This is a genomic window from Hymenobacter sp. B1770 (genome assembly GCF_049896385.1).
Classification (GTDB): Bacteria; Bacteroidota; Bacteroidia; order Cytophagales; family Hymenobacteraceae; genus Hymenobacter.
Genome location: NZ_JAFCUF010000005.1, coordinates 182314 through 200050, shown reverse-complemented (window position 1 = coordinate 200050; position 17737 = coordinate 182314). Strand labels below are relative to the sequence as shown.

16 protein-coding genes are annotated in these 17737 nt (G+C 59.0%); 8 read left to right on the top strand and 8 right to left on the bottom strand.

Going from position 1 to position 17737, the window contains the following annotated elements; genetic code table 11:
• Positions 1-33 precede the first annotated feature (33 nt).
• The gene (gene secDF, locus ACP7AJ_RS12145; RefSeq protein ID WP_426060472.1) at positions 34-3012 is read left to right on the top strand and encodes a protein translocase subunit SecDF; all 2979 of its coding nucleotides are present in this window, start codon (positions 34-36) and stop codon (positions 3010-3012) included.
• Positions 3013-3373: 361 nt separating this feature from the next.
• On the opposite strand, the gene ACP7AJ_RS12140 is transcribed toward secDF, so the two are convergent.
• The 3 genes from ACP7AJ_RS12140 to ACP7AJ_RS12130 all read right to left on the bottom strand — a co-directional run bounded on the left by ACP7AJ_RS12140 (position 3374) and on the right by ACP7AJ_RS12130 (position 7059).
• Entirely contained in the window at positions 3374-3976 is a 603-nt protein-coding gene (locus ACP7AJ_RS12140; RefSeq protein WP_426060471.1) for a NifU family protein, read from the bottom strand.
• Positions 3977-4123: 147 nt separating this feature from the next.
• The gene (gene aroC, locus ACP7AJ_RS12135) at positions 4124-5203 is read right to left on the bottom strand and encodes a chorismate synthase (protein ID WP_426060470.1); all 1080 of its coding nucleotides are present in this window, start codon (positions 5201-5203) and stop codon (positions 4124-4126) included.
• Positions 5204-5394: 191 nt separating this feature from the next.
• Positions 5395-7059 carry a hypothetical protein gene (locus tag ACP7AJ_RS12130; RefSeq protein WP_426060469.1) on the bottom strand — a complete coding sequence of 555 codons (1665 nt, stop codon included), beginning with the start codon at positions 7057-7059 and terminating at the stop codon, positions 5395-5397.
• A 294-nt stretch (positions 7060-7353) separates the two neighbouring features.
• Here ACP7AJ_RS12130 and ACP7AJ_RS12125 point away from each other — a divergent pair, with 294 nt between their 5' ends.
• The 7 genes from ACP7AJ_RS12125 to ACP7AJ_RS12095 all read left to right on the top strand — a co-directional run bounded on the left by ACP7AJ_RS12125 (position 7354) and on the right by ACP7AJ_RS12095 (position 13501).
• A complete protein-coding gene (locus ACP7AJ_RS12125) occupies positions 7354-8085 on the top strand; it encodes a ferritin-like domain-containing protein (RefSeq protein WP_426060468.1) in 732 nt (243 codons plus the stop codon).
• Positions 8086-8122: 37 nt separating this feature from the next.
• Positions 8123-9094, top strand: a complete 972-nt coding sequence (locus tag ACP7AJ_RS12120) for a ferritin-like domain-containing protein (RefSeq protein ID WP_426060467.1) — start codon at positions 8123-8125, stop codon at positions 9092-9094.
• Between the two features lie 354 nt (positions 9095-9448).
• Positions 9449-10249, top strand: coding sequence for a ferritin-like domain-containing protein (locus ACP7AJ_RS12115; protein WP_426060466.1), 801 nt, complete (start codon positions 9449-9451; stop codon positions 10247-10249).
• A gap of 39 nt (positions 10250-10288) precedes the next feature.
• A complete protein-coding gene (locus ACP7AJ_RS12110; protein WP_426060465.1) occupies positions 10289-11302 on the top strand; it encodes a ferritin-like domain-containing protein in 1014 nt (337 codons plus the stop codon).
• Between the two features lie 146 nt (positions 11303-11448).
• On the top strand, positions 11449-12165 hold the full coding sequence (locus ACP7AJ_RS12105; RefSeq protein WP_426060464.1) for a ferritin-like domain-containing protein: 717 nt from the start codon (positions 11449-11451) through the stop codon (positions 12163-12165).
• A 23-nt stretch (positions 12166-12188) separates the two neighbouring features.
• Positions 12189-13076, top strand: a complete 888-nt coding sequence (locus tag ACP7AJ_RS12100) for a ferritin-like domain-containing protein (protein WP_426060463.1) — start codon at positions 12189-12191, stop codon at positions 13074-13076.
• Positions 13077-13285: 209 nt separating this feature from the next.
• Positions 13286-13501 carry a hypothetical protein gene (locus ACP7AJ_RS12095; RefSeq protein WP_426060462.1) on the top strand — a complete coding sequence of 72 codons (216 nt, stop codon included), beginning with the start codon at positions 13286-13288 and terminating at the stop codon, positions 13499-13501.
• Between the two features lie 41 nt (positions 13502-13542).
• Here the strand turns inward: ACP7AJ_RS12095 and queG are convergent, their stop codons facing one another.
• The 5 genes from queG to ACP7AJ_RS12070 form a co-directional block, all read right to left on the bottom strand.
• Positions 13543-14478 (bottom strand): tRNA epoxyqueuosine(34) reductase QueG, encoded by a 936-nt coding sequence (gene queG / locus ACP7AJ_RS12090; protein ID WP_426060461.1) that lies wholly within the window; start codon positions 14476-14478, stop codon positions 13543-13545.
• A gap of 161 nt (positions 14479-14639) precedes the next feature.
• A complete protein-coding gene (ruvB, locus tag ACP7AJ_RS12085) occupies positions 14640-15695 on the bottom strand; it encodes a Holliday junction branch migration DNA helicase RuvB (RefSeq protein ID WP_426060460.1) in 1056 nt (351 codons plus the stop codon).
• Between the two features lie 220 nt (positions 15696-15915).
• Positions 15916-16263 carry an HIRAN domain-containing protein gene (locus tag ACP7AJ_RS12080; RefSeq protein ID WP_426060459.1) on the bottom strand — a complete coding sequence of 116 codons (348 nt, stop codon included), beginning with the start codon at positions 16261-16263 and terminating at the stop codon, positions 15916-15918.
• A 159-nt stretch (positions 16264-16422) separates the two neighbouring features.
• Positions 16423-16854, bottom strand: a complete 432-nt coding sequence (locus ACP7AJ_RS12075; RefSeq protein WP_426060458.1) for a hypothetical protein — start codon at positions 16852-16854, stop codon at positions 16423-16425.
• A gap of 215 nt (positions 16855-17069) precedes the next feature.
• On the bottom strand, positions 17070-17723 hold the full coding sequence (locus ACP7AJ_RS12070) for a hypothetical protein (RefSeq protein WP_426060457.1): 654 nt from the start codon (positions 17721-17723) through the stop codon (positions 17070-17072).
• Positions 17724-17737 lie beyond the last annotated feature (14 nt).

Below are 17737 nucleotides of genomic sequence, written 5' to 3'. Positions count from 1 at the left end.
ATTGCCCACTGACAACTGTTAATTGATTTCACAATGCGTAACAAAGGATTAATCATCGCCCTCACCGTCGTCGTGACGGCGCTGTGTGCGTACTTCCTGTTCTTCACCTACGTCTCGCGCGGGGTGCAGCAGAAAGCAGTGGCATACGCCACACGCAACGGCAAGCTCGACGAAACGGCCCGCCAGCACTACCTGGATTCGGTGTGGCGCGCGCCGGTGTTCGGCCCCTTCACCTACCGGGAAGTGCGCCAGAGCGAACTGGGCCTCGGCCTCGACCTGAAAGGCGGCATGCACGTAACGCTGGAGGTTTCGCCGGTGGAAATCGTGAAAGCCATGAGCGGCAACAGCAAAGACCCCGCGTTCAACAAGGCCCTCGAGCAAGCACAGGAAGCCCAAAAAACCAATTCGGGCACGCCGTTTACGACGCTCTTCTCGCAGGCTTACCAAGCAGTTGCTCCCGGCAAGCCGTTGGCCACCACCTTCGCCAATACCACCAACAAGAGCCGCGGCATCGACATCAACTCGTCGAACGACAAGGTAATTGCCGCCATCGACAAAGAAGTTGACGAAGCCATCGACCGCTCGTTCAACATCCTGCGTACCCGCGTCGACAAGTTTGGCGTGAACCAGCCCAGCATTCAGCGCGTGAAGGGCACCGGCCGCATCCAGATTGAGCTGCCTGGCGTCGACAACCCCGACCGCGTGCGCAAACTGCTACAAGGCCAAGCCAAATTGGAGTTCTGGGAGGTATGGAACCAGAACGAAGTAGGCCCTTATCTAGTGCAGCTCGACCAGCAGCTTTCGGCCAAAGAAGCCGCTGCAAAAGCCGGCACCAAGCCTGCTAACGCTACAGCTACTACGGCCGCTGCTGGCGACACCACTTCCCTTGCTGCCCAGCTTGCCAAGAAAACCAAGGATGCCGCTGCTGACTCGGCTGCCACCTCGGCCAAAGGCGGCCAGTTGGCCCGCCTCTTCACCATGCCCGGCCGCCTAGGCGTGAACCTGCGCGACACCGCTCGCATGAACGCCATCCTGCGCTCGCCCGAAGCTAAAGCCATACTGCCCCCCACCCTGGCCCTGCTCTGGAACCTGAAGCCGACCACCATTGACAAGCAGGAATACCTGGAGCTGGTGCCCGTGCGCAAAACCCGCAACGGCGTGCCCCCATTGAGCGGCGAAGTAATCAGCGACGCCCGCTCGGACATTGGCCAGAACGGCCAGCCCGAAGTACTGATGAACATGACCCCCGCTGGCTCGCGCAAGTGGGCTAAGATGACCGGCGCCAACATTGGCCGCCAGGTAGCCATGGTGCTCGATGACTACGTGTGCTCGGCCCCGGTGGTGCAGAGCGAGATTACGGGCGGCGGCACCAGCATTACAGGCAGCTTCGCCATTGAAGACACCCAGGACCTGGCCAACCAGCTCAAGGCTGGTAAACTGCCTGCTCCTACGCGCATTGTGGAAGAAGCCATTGTGGGCCCTTCGCTCGGCAAGGAAGCCATCAACCAAGGTTTGTACTCGTCGCTGGCTGGGTTGATTATCATCATGATTTTCATGGCCGCCTACTACGGCCGCGCTGGCCTGGTAGCCGACGTATCGCTGCTCTTCAACATGTTCCTGATTCTGGGTGTGCTGGCGCAGTTCGGCACGGCCCTCACACTGCCCGGCATCGCGGGTTTGATTCTGGTGATTGCCTCGGCTATTGACGCCAACGTGTTGATTTTCGAACGCATTCGGGAAGAACTGGCCCATGGCCTGACTGTGCCCGATGCCATCAACAAAGGCTACTCACGCGCTTTCTCGGCCATTTTCGACTCGAACGTAACCACCATGCTGATTGCCGTGATTCTCGGCTTCTTCGGCACGGGCCCGGTGCAGAGCTTCGCCGTTACCCTTGGTATTGGTGTACTCACGTCGTTCCTGTCGGCCGTGTTCGTGTCGCGCCTCATCATCGAGTGGATGGTAAAGGGCAAGGACGACCACAGCCTGACCTTCGACACCTTCCTGTCGCGCAACTTGTTCAAGAACCTCAACTTTGACATCGTGGGCAAGCGCAAAATTGCTTATGCTTTCTCCACGATTGTTATTCTCATCGGCTTTGGCCTGATGGCTGTGCAGGGCGGCCCCAACCTGGGTGTCGATTTCCAGGGTGGCCGGGCTTATGTAGTTGATTTCAACAAGACCATGATTGCCTCCAACGTGGCCGACCAGCTGCGCCCAGCTTTCAAGGGTGCGGGCCTTGAAGTGAAGCAATTCGGCAGCCCCAACCGCCTGCGTGTCACCACGGGCTACCTGGCCCAGGACGAAAGCACAGCGGCTGATGCCACCGTATTGACGGCCCTCAACCAAGGCCTGCAGAAGTACAGCGCCGATGCTCCGGAAATTAAGTCGAGCACGAAAGTGGGCGCCACCATTGCCGACGACATCAAGCGCACTTCGGTGCTTTCGCTGGGCCTCACGCTGCTGGGTATCTTCATCTACGTGTTGTTCCGCTTCGATAAGTGGCAGTTCTCCATGGCGGCCGTGGTGGCTCTGTTCCACGATGCGCTGCTCGTTATCGCGGCCTTCCCCATTGCCCGCGCTTTCGGCGTGACGTATGAGATGGACCAGATTTTCGTGGCTGCCGTGCTCACGGTGCTGGGCTTCTCGATGAACGACACCGTGGTTATCTACGACCGTATCCGGGAATACCTGCGCGAGAATCCCAAGCTGACCTTCGCCCAAGTAGTGAACCCGGCTTTGAACTCGACTTTTTCACGGACCATCATTACGTCTTCGACCATCCTGATGGTGGTTATCGTGTTGTACATCTTCGGTGGCGAAACGCTGCGCTCGTTCTCGTTCTCGATGATTATCGGTATGATTTTCGGCACATACTCGTCGCTGTTCATCGCTACACCGATTATCCTCGACACCTACGGCAAGAAGGAGGAGCGTGAGCGTCTCGCTGCTGGCCAGGATACAACTGGCCTGCCTACCGATGCTCCTAAGCTGAGCTCGGCATCCGCATAATCAGCGATTTCGCGGATTATTGGCTGCGCTATTTCAGCAGACCGTATTCTTTGAGCATTTACAAACAAGGCCGCCCAATGGGCGGCCTTGTTTGCGTGTGAGACTTTCGGATTGAAATGGGAGATGCCTGCCTATAAGCTCAATTCACGGCGCGATGCAAGCGAAGCCTTTGTTATGGCGGGCTCCTGCCCTGGCCTCCTCCCTGCGGGTGAGGCGTTCGCCATAGCAAAGGCCCACACACTTAGCCTTGGAATGTAAAAAGCCTCGACTCTGCTCAGAGTCGGGGCTTTTAAAAGTAGAATTAGGAGCAACAAGACAGTATCGAACTGTCAAATTCGATGCTCTTGCCTCATAAGCTCACTTATACCGTGATGCCTTCGGCTACCACGCTTTGCACCTCGGGCACCATGCGCTTCAGCAGGTTCTCGATACCGGACTTGAGGGTAACTGTGGCCGAGGGGCAGCCAGAGCACGAACCTTGCAGGTTCACGGTCACGATGCCTTCGTGGTAGCTTTTGAAGGTGATGTTGCCACCGTCCTGCTCCACGGCGGGACGCACGTAGTTATCGAGCAGGTCGATTACTTTCTGGGCAATCTGGCCGTCTTGCTGGGTGGGGTCGCCGGCGGTAGCGGCTTGGGCAGCCTTCTGCTCGGCGGCGGGGTCAACCAGGAAAATGGGGCCACCGGCCTCTACGTAGCTTTTCAAGAACTGGCGCAGCTCGGGGATGAGCTGGGTCCAAGCCAGCTCGGGCTGGCTTTTGGTGATGGTAACGAAGTTCTGGGCAATGAACACACGGCCCACGTAATCGAACCCAAACAGTTCCTGCGCCAAAGGCGAGTTGGAAGCGGCTTCGAGGTTGGGATAATCCACGCTCACGCCGTCAGCCAGCAGGTTAGCGTTCAGGACAAACTTCATGCTCTCCGGGTTGGGAGAAGCTTCAGCATAAATGGAAACTGCAGACATGGCTTGGGGGCTTAATATCGAAGGGAGTAGTTGCAGGGATTGCAACAGCTAATCTACAACCGCATTGGGCCGGTAGAGGTTGCAAATGTACCTACATCATTTGACTTAGTGAGGCTGGCGCCTTCGGAAGCTTCCTTTAGCGCCCCCCTACAGCCGATTGGCTCGGGCACGCAGCAATAAATCAGCCAGCACCAATTGTGTCATGGCTTCTACAATGGGCACCGCACGGGGCAGCACGCACGCGTCGTGGCGGCCGCGGCCCACCAGGGTAATGGCTTCGCCCTGGTCGTTGATGGTTTGCTGGGGCTGCAGCAAGGTGGCCACTGGCTTGAAAGCCACCCGGAAATAAATATCCTGGCCGTTGCTAATTCCGCCCTGGCTGCCGCCGCTGTGGTTAGTGCGAGTTCGGACGGTTCCGGCTTCGTCGGTGTAGAACTCATCGTTGTGCACCGAGCCGGGCAGTTTTGTGCCAGCAAACCCGGACCCGAACTCAAAGCCCTTCACGGCGTTGATGCTGAGCAGGGCGTGGCCCAGCACCGCGGGCAGTTTGTCGAACACAGGCTCGCCCAGGCCCACAGGCACGTGGCGCGCCACGCCGGTTATTACGCCGCCCACGGTGTCGTGCGCGGCCTGGGCCTCGCGGATGCGGGCTTCCATACGCACGGCGGTATCGGGGTGCGGGCACCGCACGGGATTGGTGTCGATGAGGCTGAGGTCCAATTCCTGATATTCCAGGGGCACTTCTACTTCGCCCACGGCCGAGACATAGGCGGCAATCTCGACGCCAAAGTGGGCCAGCAGCTGCCCGGCAATGGCGCCCGCGGCTACGCGGGCCGCCGTTTCGCGGGCCGAACTGCGGCCACCGCCGCGGTGGTCGCGCCGGCCGTATTTCACGTCGTAGGTATAGTCGGCGTGGCTGGGCCGGTAGGCTTTCGCAATGTGAGAGTAGTCGTCGGAGCGCTGGTCGGCGTTGGGAATAAAAAGGCTGATGGGTGTGCCCGTGGTATAGCCTTCGAACAGCCCGGACTGAATCTGAACCGTGTCCGACTCTTTGCGCGGCGTGGTCAGGTCCGACTGGCCGGGCCGGCGCCGGTCTAGGGCAGTTTGGATGTGGGCGACCTCCACGGCCACGCCCGCCGGGCAGCCGTCGATAATCACGCCGATGCCCGCCCCGTGCGACTCGCCAAATGTGGTGATGCGAAAGAGAGAGCCGAAGGTGCTGGACATGACTGGTTGCTAGTTACGGGTGGCTTGTTTCTGATTAAGTTGGCCAATGGAGGGGTTGGCATTAGCGCTTTGCGCCCGCACATCCTCACGTTAGCACCGCGCCCCCTGCGGAAATACCGCCTGCGGCTACGGCTTGGGCCCTCTATAAGCCCAACAACCTGGTCGCAAAGTTGGCACGGCGCCGCCGAAAATCAGCTCGACCGCCCGGCCCGCCACCAGCCAAACCCCGCCACGCCCACTAAGCCTAGCAACAGCCAGCTGGCGTAGCGGTGCACATCGCGGTACACATCCAGCGACTGCAGCCGGGTATCGGCCTCGGCCAGCGCCGGACCATAAAAAGGGTCGTCTTCAGGCTTAGGCAGCGCTATTGGCACAGCCAGCTCGCCTCTAGCAGTGGGCCGGATTCCGGGCCGGAGCGTGTCGTAACGAACAGTTACGGGGTTGAATACAACGAGGCGCACCAAGCTGTCTAAAGGTATTGTTCCGGGCTCCCGCGCTACCAAGCGGTAGCGAAATAGCTTGCGACCTCCGCCCGATGTGGCCTGCTCGCGTACCTCCGGGCCGTACACTTCCAGGCCTGGGTAAGCACTGAAAACCGGCGCCAGCACAGCCGACAAATTGCCCCGGCCTTCAACCCCAAAGGTGTAGGTGATGGACTGCCCCACCCGAAAAGCAGCCCGGCTTATGGCTTCCCCTAGGCGGAAGTTGCCCACCGGCACCACCCCGCCCTGCGGGTGGGGCGGCAGGGGCCGCACCTGCACTGCAGTACCCGCCGATAGGTAGCTTTTGTAGCCCGCCAAGCGGTTGTCCTGCCCCGGCTCGGGCTTCTTGAGGAACTTAAACTTCACCATGGTCAGGGCCAGGGCTGGGAAGGTTAGGGCCTGGGGCGTGAGGGGATAGTAAACATTCTCGGCGAGCCGGAAGCGCAGGTATAGCTGGCCCTGGCTACGAACGGTGTCGGGAGTAATACTGGGCTCGGGGCCGGGCTCCTGCCAGGCGGTGGACTGGTGCAGCGCCCGCAGCAACGGTGGCAACTGGTTGCTGAAGTCGTGAAAGGCCAGCATGGCCTGGTCGGGCGGCGTTAGGTAGAAGTAGAGGCCCACCCGCACGCCTTCGCCTACAAATACGCTTTGTCGGTCGGCTACCACGGCCAGAAAGGCGCGGTCGTGCAGTTCCTGGTACAGCGCCGGCTTGGGCTTGCCAAACAACTTGTCGAGGTCGCCCACGGCCTGCAGCGGAGCCGTGGGATTGGCCGGCGGGGTAAGGGCCGACGGGCTGGCGGGTGGGGTGGCTGGCAAGCCCGCAGCCGGATTAGCGGGCCCCGTAACCGGTGCTGCACCTAGCGGGGTGCCCGGGGCACTCGCTGGTGGCGCCACCAGCACAGCGGCGGGCGGCGGGTCGGCCGAAGGCGGGGTCGCAGCGGGTGGGGCCGGCCCCACCCGAACCAAGCTCCCGCTGCTGCGCACTACTACTCCATTCACCGTGAGCTGAAAAGGTTTGATAACGTACTCGCCCTCGCCGTAGGGTACGTAGCGCTGCGTAATGATAAGGTCGGAAAACCGGCGGCCTTGCACAATGCGGGTGGTGGTGGTGCTGGTTTTGCCGCTCTTTTTAAAGCCCTCCAGCTCGGGAAACTCCGAGTACGTGTCCAGGGCTTTGTCCCGCAGCCGGAAGGCCAGGGTGAACACCCCCGTAACGGGCAGCGAGCCAGGCCCTGGCAGCAACGTCACATCGGCTGCGGTAGTGGGGCTGGCCTTGGGTTTGGGTTGGGGAGCTGCTTTGATAGCAGCAGTGGGCAGCACAGCAGCTTGGCCGTGGGCAGCACTCGCACCCAACCAACCGAACAATAACGCCATCCACCCAAATAATCTTCCCATAATCGCAGGCTCGTTAGCGGACCCTAAAAGTAGCTTTAAACGCGGAAATCCGCTTTCTCAGCGGCGTTGCAATTGCAAAACCCGCAACATAATCTAGCTAAACAATAAAAATTTACAGGTTAGTCAATCCTTTTGGCTAGGTATTACCGTATCTGCATTCAAATCCCCATTAACTGTTCTGGTTCCCCCAAAAAAACGGGCCATCGGCACCGTGCGGGATTTTATTGCCCATCCGGTAATAGTTCAAACTTTCACCTAACCATTTCCTTGCTCATGTCTGATAACCTTCAGCCCCGTGGTTCCGACGAAACCACGCTCGCCCAGCCGCTGTACACGCCCATCAAGCGGCGCTCGTTCTTCATGTATGCAGGTGCTACCGCCGGCGCTACTGCACTGGTATTAGCCGGCTGCTCGAAAGACAGCGACCCGGTCATGAATAGCAACCTAGTGACCTTGGGCACCGGTGACTTTCGTGTGCTCAACTACGCCTATGCGCTGGAGCAGCTCGAAGCTGCCTTCTACACCACTTTGCGTGATGGTGCTTACTACAAAGGTTTGGCCGCGGCCAGCGCCGAGAAACAAATCCTGGACGACCTGTACTACCACGAGGTTATTCACCGTGAGTTTTTCAAGGCAGCCCTGGGCACCAACGCCATCAAGCCGTTGACTCCCAATTTTGGCGCCATTAACATGGCCGACCGGGCTAGCGTGCTAGGTGCCGCCAGAACGTTTGAAGACCTGGGCGTTGCGGCCTATAACGGCGCTGGTCAGTTCCTGGAATCGCCGCTTTTCCTCACCATCGCGGGCAAGATTGTATCGGTTGAAGCCCGTCACGCGGCCATCATCCGCGACCTGCTGGCCGAGTCCACCTTCGTGGGCAACGACGTGGTGACTCTCACCGAAAATACCAGCCTGGAGCGTTCCAAGACGCCTACCGAAGTGGTAGCCGCCGCCAACGGCTTCCTGGCTGAAGGCTCTAAGATTGACGCTTCGAGCCTCCGGTAACCCTCTCCCTTTTTCTAAATCCTGACTTTTTATAGCCATGAATATTCTTCAAATAATCTCGGAAATCGAGAAAGTGGACCCGGAAGTGTACGACCGTCTTGACTCACGTCGCAGCATTTTCAAGCACATGTCCGGCCTCGGCCAGAAGCTGTCGGCGGCAGCCCTGCCCCTGGCAATGGGAGCCGTCCTGAACAAGGCATATGCGCAAACGCCCATGAACGCCTCTATTGGCGATGTGCTCAACTTTGCCCTGAGCCTGGAATACCTGGAACAATACTTCTATCAGCGCGGCCAAGGGACTGCGACTCTGCAGACCCAGTTTAGCGCTACCAACCGCACGGCCTTGAACCTGATTGCCAAGGACGAAGTGAACCACGTCGCGTTCCTGATAGCAGCCATGAGGGGTGCTAACATCACGCCCATCGGCGACCCCGGTGCTGCTACGTTTGACTTTACTGGCGGCAAAGGCGGTGCGCCCGGTCCACTCGCGACGGTATTTACCGATGCAGGCACTTACCTGGCTGTAGCCCAAGCGCTGGAAGACACCGGAGTGCGCGCCTACAAAGGTGGTGCGCCCCTGCTCATGAGCAACAAACCGGTGCTCACGGCGGCCTTGAACATCCACTCCGTAGAAGCCCGCCACGCTTCCCGTCTGCGCACCATGCGCCGCGCAGGTGCCATGAATGACCGCGCCTCCATGGTGGCAGCTGGTAGCAACCCCAGCTCTTCGCCCAAAAGCTGGATTTCCGGCACCGATGGCGGTGGCCCCGCCCCGGCTGTGACCGCGCCCGTGTACGGTGCTGGCAATAACACCAATGCTCCTGCCGGCGTGACTTTCCCAGCTGAAGACAACGTGACTCAGGGTGGTGTGAACCTGCAAACTGCTTTGGCTTCGCTGAACTTCCCGGCCGCTGCTTTCTCGGAGGCCTTCGACGAACCCCTGGATGTGACGACGGTGAAAACCATTGCCCGCACGTTTGTTGTCAATGGCAGCACCTTCCTCGCTTAGTCGCAGCACTAGGTTTTAATATTTTTGAAAAAGCCGCTCCACTTGGAGCGGCTTTTTTCATTTCATGTAGGCTGTCGCACACCTGAAGCCAGTACTGCTCATGCGGAACAGGCTTTTTTCATTATCCTCTATGCTAGAAGCGTCGCTGTTCCTGTTTCAGTATTATCAAGGTTCAGCTTTTTTACAGCACCTTTCGCCGCGAATCAACCTTTTGGCGTGAGATGACCGTAGTTGCTCTGCTTCTTGCCTGCGGGCCATGCTCTTTGTTGTAACTCAGCATTGACCTGAGCCAAATATTTTCCGGGATGCTCCGAACCCAACTTCTCTTCACTTGTACTCCTAAGCTTTTTACCCATGTCAGACACTATTCCGTCTACCAGTTCCGACGGTTTTCCTCCCGCGGAGCCTCTGTATGTGCCCATTAAACGGCGCTCTTTTTTCATGTACGCTGGCGCCACCGCTGGGGCCACGGCCCTGGTGCTGGCCGGGTGCAGCAAAGAAGAGAGTTCAAACCCAGCCCCGGGCCTCGTCAACGTAGGCCCCACAGGCCCGAATGACCTGGGCGTACTCAACTACGCATATGCCCTGGAGCAGCTGGAGGCCGCGTTTTACACCCAAGTCAAAGAAGGAGCCTACTACAAAGCCCTGGGTGCAACAAGCGCCGAGAAGCAAATTCTCGACGACCTGCACTACCACGAAGTGGCCCACCGCGAGTTCTTTAAAGCAGCCCTAGGCAACAATGCCATCCGCGTCCTGGAGCCAGAGTTTGGCAACATTGACTTTGGCGTGCGCGAGGGCGCGGCTGGCGGCAAGCTGGGCGTGCTTCAAGCGGCCAAGGCGTTCGAAGACCTCGGCGTAGCAGCCTACAACGGCGCGGGCAAGTTCATCCAGACGCCGCTCAACCTGGTTCTGGCCGGCAAGATTGTGTCGGTAGAAGCGCGGCATGCCTCGCTCATCCGCGACCTGCTGGCCGAGGCCACCTTCGTGGCCGACGACGTGGTGCAAGTGACCACCGGCGGCCCCATTGTGGCGGGTGGCCCCAACTCTGCCACGCCCACGGGCCTGGAGCGCTCCAAGTCTCCGGCCGAGGTCGTGGCCGTGGCCAACACTTTTCTCAAAGAGGGCTCGAAGCTGGACGTTTCCGGCTTGGTGTAGGCTGCGGCGGCCTTTCTTCTGTTTTAATCTTCCTGCTCCATGAATATCCTTAATCTCCTCTCCGACATTGAAAAGGTCGACCCCGAAGTATACGACCGGCTCGACTCGCGCCGCCGCGTGTTCCAGCACCTGAGCGGGCTGGGCGGCAAGCTCGCCGCGGCAGCCGTGCCGCTGGCCCTGGGCGCCGTGCTCAACAAAGCTTACGCGGGCGCCACCGCCACCCAGGCCACCGTGCTGGAAGTGCTCAACTACGCGCTGCTGCTCGAACACCTGGAAGCCAACTTCTACAACCTTGGCATGGGCAACACCGCCATCACCGGTGGCCTCAGCGCCAATAACGTCAAAGCCCTCAACACCATCAAAGCCGACGAGAACAACCACGTAGTTTTCCTGCGTGGGGTGATTTCGGCGGCGCCTTTCAGCTCGACGCCCGTAAACCCGGCGGTTTCCGACTTCGATTACACCGGCGCCCAGGGCGGCGCACGCGCGGCGCTTTTCCCCGATGTGCTCTCCAACCCCGCCACTTTCTTGGCGGTGGCTCAGGCCCTGGAAGACACCGGCGTGCGCGCCTACAAAGGCAGCGCTACCGACCTGATGACGAACAAAACCGTGCTCGAAGCCGCTCTCAACATTCACTCCGTTGAAGCCCGCCACGCTGCCCGCCTGCGTACCATGCGCCGCGGCGGTGCATTAAACGACCGCGCCTCCCTGGTAGTAGCTAGTGGCAGTGCCAGCACTTCGCCCAAAAGCTGGGTGAGGGGCCGCGACGCCAACGGTCCCGCCCCGGGCAAGACCGACGCCGTGTATGGCCCCGGCATGCCGGCAACGGGTACTGCCACCACTATTTTCTTTCCTGCCGAAGACAACGTGATGCAGGCCACGGCTAATATCACTACTCTGCTCAACTCGGCTGCCATCGAGGGCCTCACCGCGGCCAATGCGGCGCTGGCCGCTTCCGAAGCATTCGACGAGCCCCTGGACATGGCCACGGTGAAAGCCATTGCCCGCAATTTTGTGAAAACGGGCACGCCCACTTTTGCGCTGCTCTCGTAGCTGCCACACTGCTTGCCAGCAAATTTTAGCAAAGGATGGCTCCACGGGGGCCATCCTTTTTTTGTGGGCATGCCGCCCCCGCGCCGCTGCGAGTATCTTTGTAGATAGCGACGAGGTGCGTTTGGGCACCTGCTGGTTATTTTCTTATGTCTGATTCATCTTTTTCCTGGAGCGGGGCCTTGCAACGCCGCACCTTTTTGCGGGTTGCGGGCGCTTCGGCGGCTACTGCGTCGCTTGTCCTGGCCGGCTGCTCCGACCCAGTTTCCGAGCCCGTTGCAGTCACCCAGAACGTGCTGCGGCTGGGCAGTGGCGACTCTGGCCTGCTCAACTACCTCTACCTACTAAAGCAGCTCGAAGCCGCGTTCTATCAAAAGGTAGTAGATACGCCCCCCAGCGACTTCGTAGCCGGCGATAAAGCAGCTTTCGACGACCTTCGCGACCACGGGCTGACGCACCGTGAAACCCTCCGCTTTGTGCTGGGTACGGGTGCCTATGATGTCGGCTTTGCGCAACCTCTGGCGTTTGACTTCTCCACCTTCGTGTTGACCTCACGCGCTGGCGTGCTCACCGCTGCCCAACAGCTCGAGGACTTGAGCGTAGCGGCCTACGCCGGGGCCTTGCCCTTGGTGGCAGCTCCCGCCACGGTAGCCCTGCTAGCCAAGATAGCCTCCGTGGAGGCCCGCCACGCTGCGTTTATCCGCGACCTGCGTACGCCCGGCACCTTCGCCGGCAACGACGTGGTGGTGAATGCAGGGACGCTGCAAAGCGTGAGCCTGGCCAAAACGCCCGTCCAGGTAGTGGATGAGGCCAAAGCATTTTTCTTGCCCGTTGTCGTAGCAGCCGAAACCCTGCCCACGGCTTAGGCCCTCTTATTGCCCGTTTCCGCATGAATCTTCTCTCGCTCCTCGACCGCCTCAGCACCGCCGACGCTCCTTCGGAAGCCGCCCCGCGCCGCGACCTGCTTCGCCAGCTTGGACAGGCCGGTGCCCGGGCAGCCGCCACAGCCGTGCCGCTGGCCCTGGCTACCCCAGCCCTCGCGGCACCTACCAACACCACGCTCGATGCCGCCCTGTTGCTGCTCAAGTTGGAAGACTTGCTGGTGGCGCTATATACCCAGGCCCTGGACACGGTGCTTGCTAACGCAACCCACGCGGCCGTACGGCCCGACTTTCAGCGCATGCTTCAGCAGCAGCAGGGTCATGCGCAATTTTTTCGCACCGCCCTTACAACGGCAGGGTTCACGCCCCCCACGGCGCCGGCTTTCGACTTCAGCGGCCGCCGGAACAATGCGGCCAACCCGGTGCTATTCCCCGGCGTGATGAGTGACTATAACGCTTTTCTGCAGCTAGCCCAGCAGCTTGAAGACGCCAGCGCCAGCATTTATCTTGGCCAAATCGGCTTTTTCACCGCCGATAAGCAGCTTCTTAATGCTGTACTGCGCATGCAGCCCGTAGAGGCTCGCCACGCTTCGCACCTACGCACCCTACGCCGGGCGGCCCCCAACCCCACCGTCGTAAAAAGCTGGCCCAGCACTGCCGACACGGCCCCCTCCCCTGCCGTGCTAGTGCCCAGCCCGGCGAGCGGCAGCAATGCCCCGGTGAGCATTTACAGCTTCGAAACCAACGAAACTCAGCGGCTTGGTAACAACCCGGTGATTCCTTTCCCCACCGTCCTCACGGGGAACAACGCGGTGCAGTTCCGGGCCATTGCCGAGGCCTTCGACGAGCCCCTGCCCACGGCTCAGGCTACAGCCCTGCTTGCTATATTTAGCTAAGGCTATAAAATTTTGGCATTTAAGCTAAAAAGAGCAGTCCCGGCTGCTCTTTTCGCGTATCAGGGGCTCTTATGAGGGTATTGGCAGGCACTGACCCCTTGCGAAATCCGCCTCAAATATCGTATATTTATTAAGGGTGTGAGTGAAGCTCTTCGCTAGGGCTGGCTTGCCCTTGCATCTACTTTCTTACCTTTCGTACTCCTGTTGCTATGCTAGACTACGTGAAAATGATTCTGCTGAAGGTTAGCTTCAACAAGGCGCTATTTGAAAAAGAACTCCGCAAGGCTTTAAAAATGCTTACGCCCGCGGAAGTACCCGATTTTCGGGTTTGGTGCTACCAGCAATTTGCCCGCGTCTACCGGCGCGTGCTACAGCGTGTATTCGGCAACTTAGACGAATCCAGCTTCAGGCTCGATATCGGATAATCGCTGTTAAACCCTGCTACTGTACACCCAGCCACACTTGCTTAGTCGCTGTCAAGCACAAACTTAATATTACGCTTTAGCCCTTCGTAACCCGTGCGCTTCACGGCCGACTGGCGGAATAGCTCGGTGAATAATTCGTGGGTGATTTCGCGCCAGTCGCCGGGCGTCAAGTCTTTCAGTCCTGGCGCCGGGTTGAACTGCGGCTCGGTGTGCGGCTTCGAGAAGCGGTTCCACGGGCACACGTCCTGGCAGATGTCGCAGCCGAACACCCAGTTGCCGAACTGCCCGCCTACTTCCGTGGGAATCTGGTCTTTCAGCTCGATGGTGAAGTAGCTAATGCACTTGCTGCCGTCCACCACGTAAGCTTCGGTAATGGCTTGGGTGGGGCAGGCGTCCATGCATTTGGTGCAGGTGCCGCAGTAGTCCCGAATGGGACCATCAGCGGGCAGTTCCACGTCCACTATCAGCTCAGCGATGAAGTAAAAAGAGCCGGTGCCGGGCGTGATGAGGTTGGAGTTTTTGCCCACCCAGCCCAGACCGCTTTTTTTGGCCCAGGCCTTGTCGAGCACGGGGGCCGAATCGACGAAGCAGCGGCCGCCTATTTGGCCTATCTCGGCTTCCATATCAGCCAATAGCAGCTTTAGCTTGTCTTTGATGACGAAGTGGTAGTCGCGGCCGTAGGCGTACTTGCTGATTTTGAGGGTGTCGTCGGGCTGCTGGTCTTCCGGCGCGGGGTAATAGTTGAGCAGCAGCGAAATCACCGATTTGGCACCATCCACCAGCAGGCGCGGGTCGAGACGCTTGTCGAAGTGGTTTTCCATGTAGCCCATGCGGCCGTTCATGCGCTTGGTGAGCCAGGTTTCCAGGCGCGGGGCTTCTTCTTCCAGGAACTCGGCCTTGGAAATGCCGCAGGCCATGAAGCCAAGCTCGGCCGCGCGGCGCTTGATGAAAGGGGCCCACTCAGACTGGGGAAGCATTGGCAAAGGGAAATGGAACTATGAAGAAACGAGAAACGCGCCGCTGGGGGCGGCGCGTTCCGTTTTGGCTGTAGAGACGCATACTTGCGTCTCATCATTGAACGGTTACGTGCGAACGGTAATGCCGAATGGCGCGGACAACAAGACGCAAATATGCGTCTCTACCCCTGCGTAATCTCGGCAAACAGGTCGCCGTTGTTGCCACGCAGGTGCTGGGGCAGCAGGCGGCCCAAGTGCTGGTACGCCGCTTCAGTAGCCTCGCGGCCCCGCGAAGTGCGTTTGATGTAGCCTTCCTGAATCAGGAACGGCTCGTACACTTCCTCAATGGTTTCGCCTTCTTCGCCGCAAGCCGTGGCGATGGTGCTGATGCCTACCGGACCACCCTTGAACTTGTCGATGATGGTGGTGAGGATGCGCTTGTCCATGTCGTCGAGGCCGCGGGCGTCTACGTCCAAGGCGTTGAGGGCGAACTGTGCGATTTCCACCGTGATGGTGCCGTCACCCTTAATCTGGGCGAAGTCACGGGTGCGGCGCAGCAGATTGTTGGCGATACGCGGGGTGCCACGCGAGCGGCGGGCAATTTCAAAGGCTGCATCCTCGTGAATAGGCGTGCCGAGGATTTCGGCCGAACGGTGCACGATGGTGGTCAGCAGCTTCGAATCGTAGTACTCCAGGCGGGCCGAGATGCCGAAACGGGCGCGCAGCGGCGCCGTGAGCATGCCCGAGCGCGTGGTAGCGCCCACGAGGGTGAAGGGCGAAAGCGAAATCTGCACCGAGCGAGCATTCGGACCCGAATCGAGCATGATGTCGATGCGGTAGTCCTCCATGGCCGAGTACAGGTACTCTTCCACCACGGGGTTGAGGCGGTGGATTTCGTCGATGAACAGCACGTCGTGCGGCTCCAGGTTGGTGAGCAGGCCGGCGAGGTCGCTCGGCTTGTCCAGCACCGGGCCGGAAGTCATCTTGATGCCCGAGCCCAACTCGTTGGCGATGATGTGCGAGAGGGTGGTTTTGCCCAGGCCGGGAGGGCCGTGCAGCAACACGTGGTCGAGGGCGTCGCCGCGCTGCTTGGTGGCGGCCACGAACACCTTCAGGTTCTCCAGAATCTTTTCCTGGCCCGTGAAGTCGTCGAACGACAGCGGCCGCAGGGCTTTGTCGATGTCCTTGTCGGTAGCATCGAAATTTTCGTTGCTGCCAGTGAGATAGGCTTCGCGCATAATGATAATTGCTAAAATTATTGGTTGCTTGTTGCTAAGCTAGTGAGTAACCGTGTTGCTGGCAAAAAAGCTCCGTGTTAAGATAAAAATCCTTCTGTCATCCTGAGCACAGCGAAGGACCTTATCACGCTTGCGCCAAATGATACTACTGCAAACTTTTCAGCGGCGATAAGGTCCTTCGCTGTGCTCAGGATGACAGGCGGTTTCTGAATTTCACCTCTTACTCGTGCAGCAGCACTTCAATGTCCAGGTGCAGCCAATCCGATTCCCAAGACTTGTGGTTGAGTCGGGCGGTGAGGTTTTTGCCAGCGTCAAGCAAGCGTGCTACGGTTTCGTTGCGGCCCTCGGGCAGGTAGCCGAGCCACACGTTGGCGGGGTCGGTAGCGGGAGCGGTGTGCACCTGCACGGCCCAGTCATCGTATTTGTTGCTGGGCTCGCGGCTGAGCTGCAGGGCTTGGCCCACGCTTAGGCTGGGCTCGTATTGCACGAGGTTGTCGCGGTGCGAAGTGCCGGCCACGAGGCATTCGAGCAGCACGAGGGGTTCGGAATCGGTGACGATTTTCATCATGGGACCAAATTACGGCATAGGCGGCGGGTTTAAGTCAAAGCCGCAGTAGGTTATGCCGTAGGCAACAGCAGCGTTGCGTAGCTGCAAACAAGCAACAAGCCGGCTTGGGAAGAAAGCCGGCTTGCTACTACAGGAATCAAAATGTGTGACGAGCAAGTGCTAGCTCTGGTTGCCGCTCTTGCTGCCCTGGCTTTTGCCCTGGCCGCCATCGCCGCGGGGACCTTTGGCCGTGTGCGAGGTTTGGGCGCTGGGCGTGCGCAGGTGCGGCTCGTTGCTTTGGCCGGCGCCCTTGGTACCGCCCTCGTCTTTGTTGGGGCTGGTGGTGTCGGGGTTTAGCTCGGCGTGGCGGCCGGGGGTGTTGCCACCGTCGCCACTCACGACGCTTGATACGCCATCAGAGGAGCCAGTATCAGCAGTGCTATCGGGTGAGTAGAAGCCTTCGCCGGTGCGGGTGCGGTCGTGGTGTTGCAGGTTGGGGTCGGGGCCGCCCTGGCGCATTTCTATGCCTTCGCGGCGGTATTCTTCCTTGTCGTGCTCGCGGCGCTCCTGGCGGCGGGTTTCGGCGTTTTCGTGCTCTTGGTTGTCGGACATGGCTGGTTAAGGATAAGTGGAAAGGAAGCTTTTTATACGAGCCGCCCACCAACTGTGATATCCTCTGTTCCTGGCCTTTGACTCTTCGCCCGCAGCTTTAGCGGCTTATATTTCCTAGCGACGAAGTAATATTTTGGCTGTTGACTGGTGAGAATTCAGCGCGGAGCAACTGGCACTAGGTTTAAGTCCGCTGCCGTGACTTGAACGCATGATGTTTAAGATTGTGCAGTACTTAGAATTTTGACGAGGAGCCATTGATTCCCATGGCGGCGAATAGTTACTGTGTAATACACGGCACACTTAAATCCACACCAATACGTAAAGATCAGAGTTGCTACGTTGAAGTTTTTCGAAAATAGCGGCAAGCTTATGCCGTAAATAGAATGCCCATAGCGTCGGTAAACTTCTTTCATAAAGTCTGGACGCCTATTCTGAATTGCCCGGATTGAATCTGTTGGCACAATAGCATAACCCTTCAATCGCGCAGCATCTAACTGAAAACCGCGCGAATCACGTGCCTGAAGCCCATAAAAAGCGGTATCGGTAGCACTCAGCACCTGTTCTTTCATTAGTCCAGCTAGGTCTTCTGGCGATACATCAGGACCGCTACTCTCACTTATCGTAACCCCGTCGAATAAGGGCTGACCGAACGAGAATGGCGCCACACTACCGCCCTGTTCCCACTTCATGACTGGGTTTTCTACAAAATGCTCAACAAGTGCATAAATGACGGTGTCTGGAACAAACAAGTACGGCTTGGGTCGTCCCCAGGTGCGCGGCGGACGCGTACGAGAGCGTTCATGCTGGCCAGGTTGACAGCCGTTAAAGCCAAGAATCGTCCATAGTACCAGCAGAAGTGCCATTTTCATAGTTGTGTTGCTGA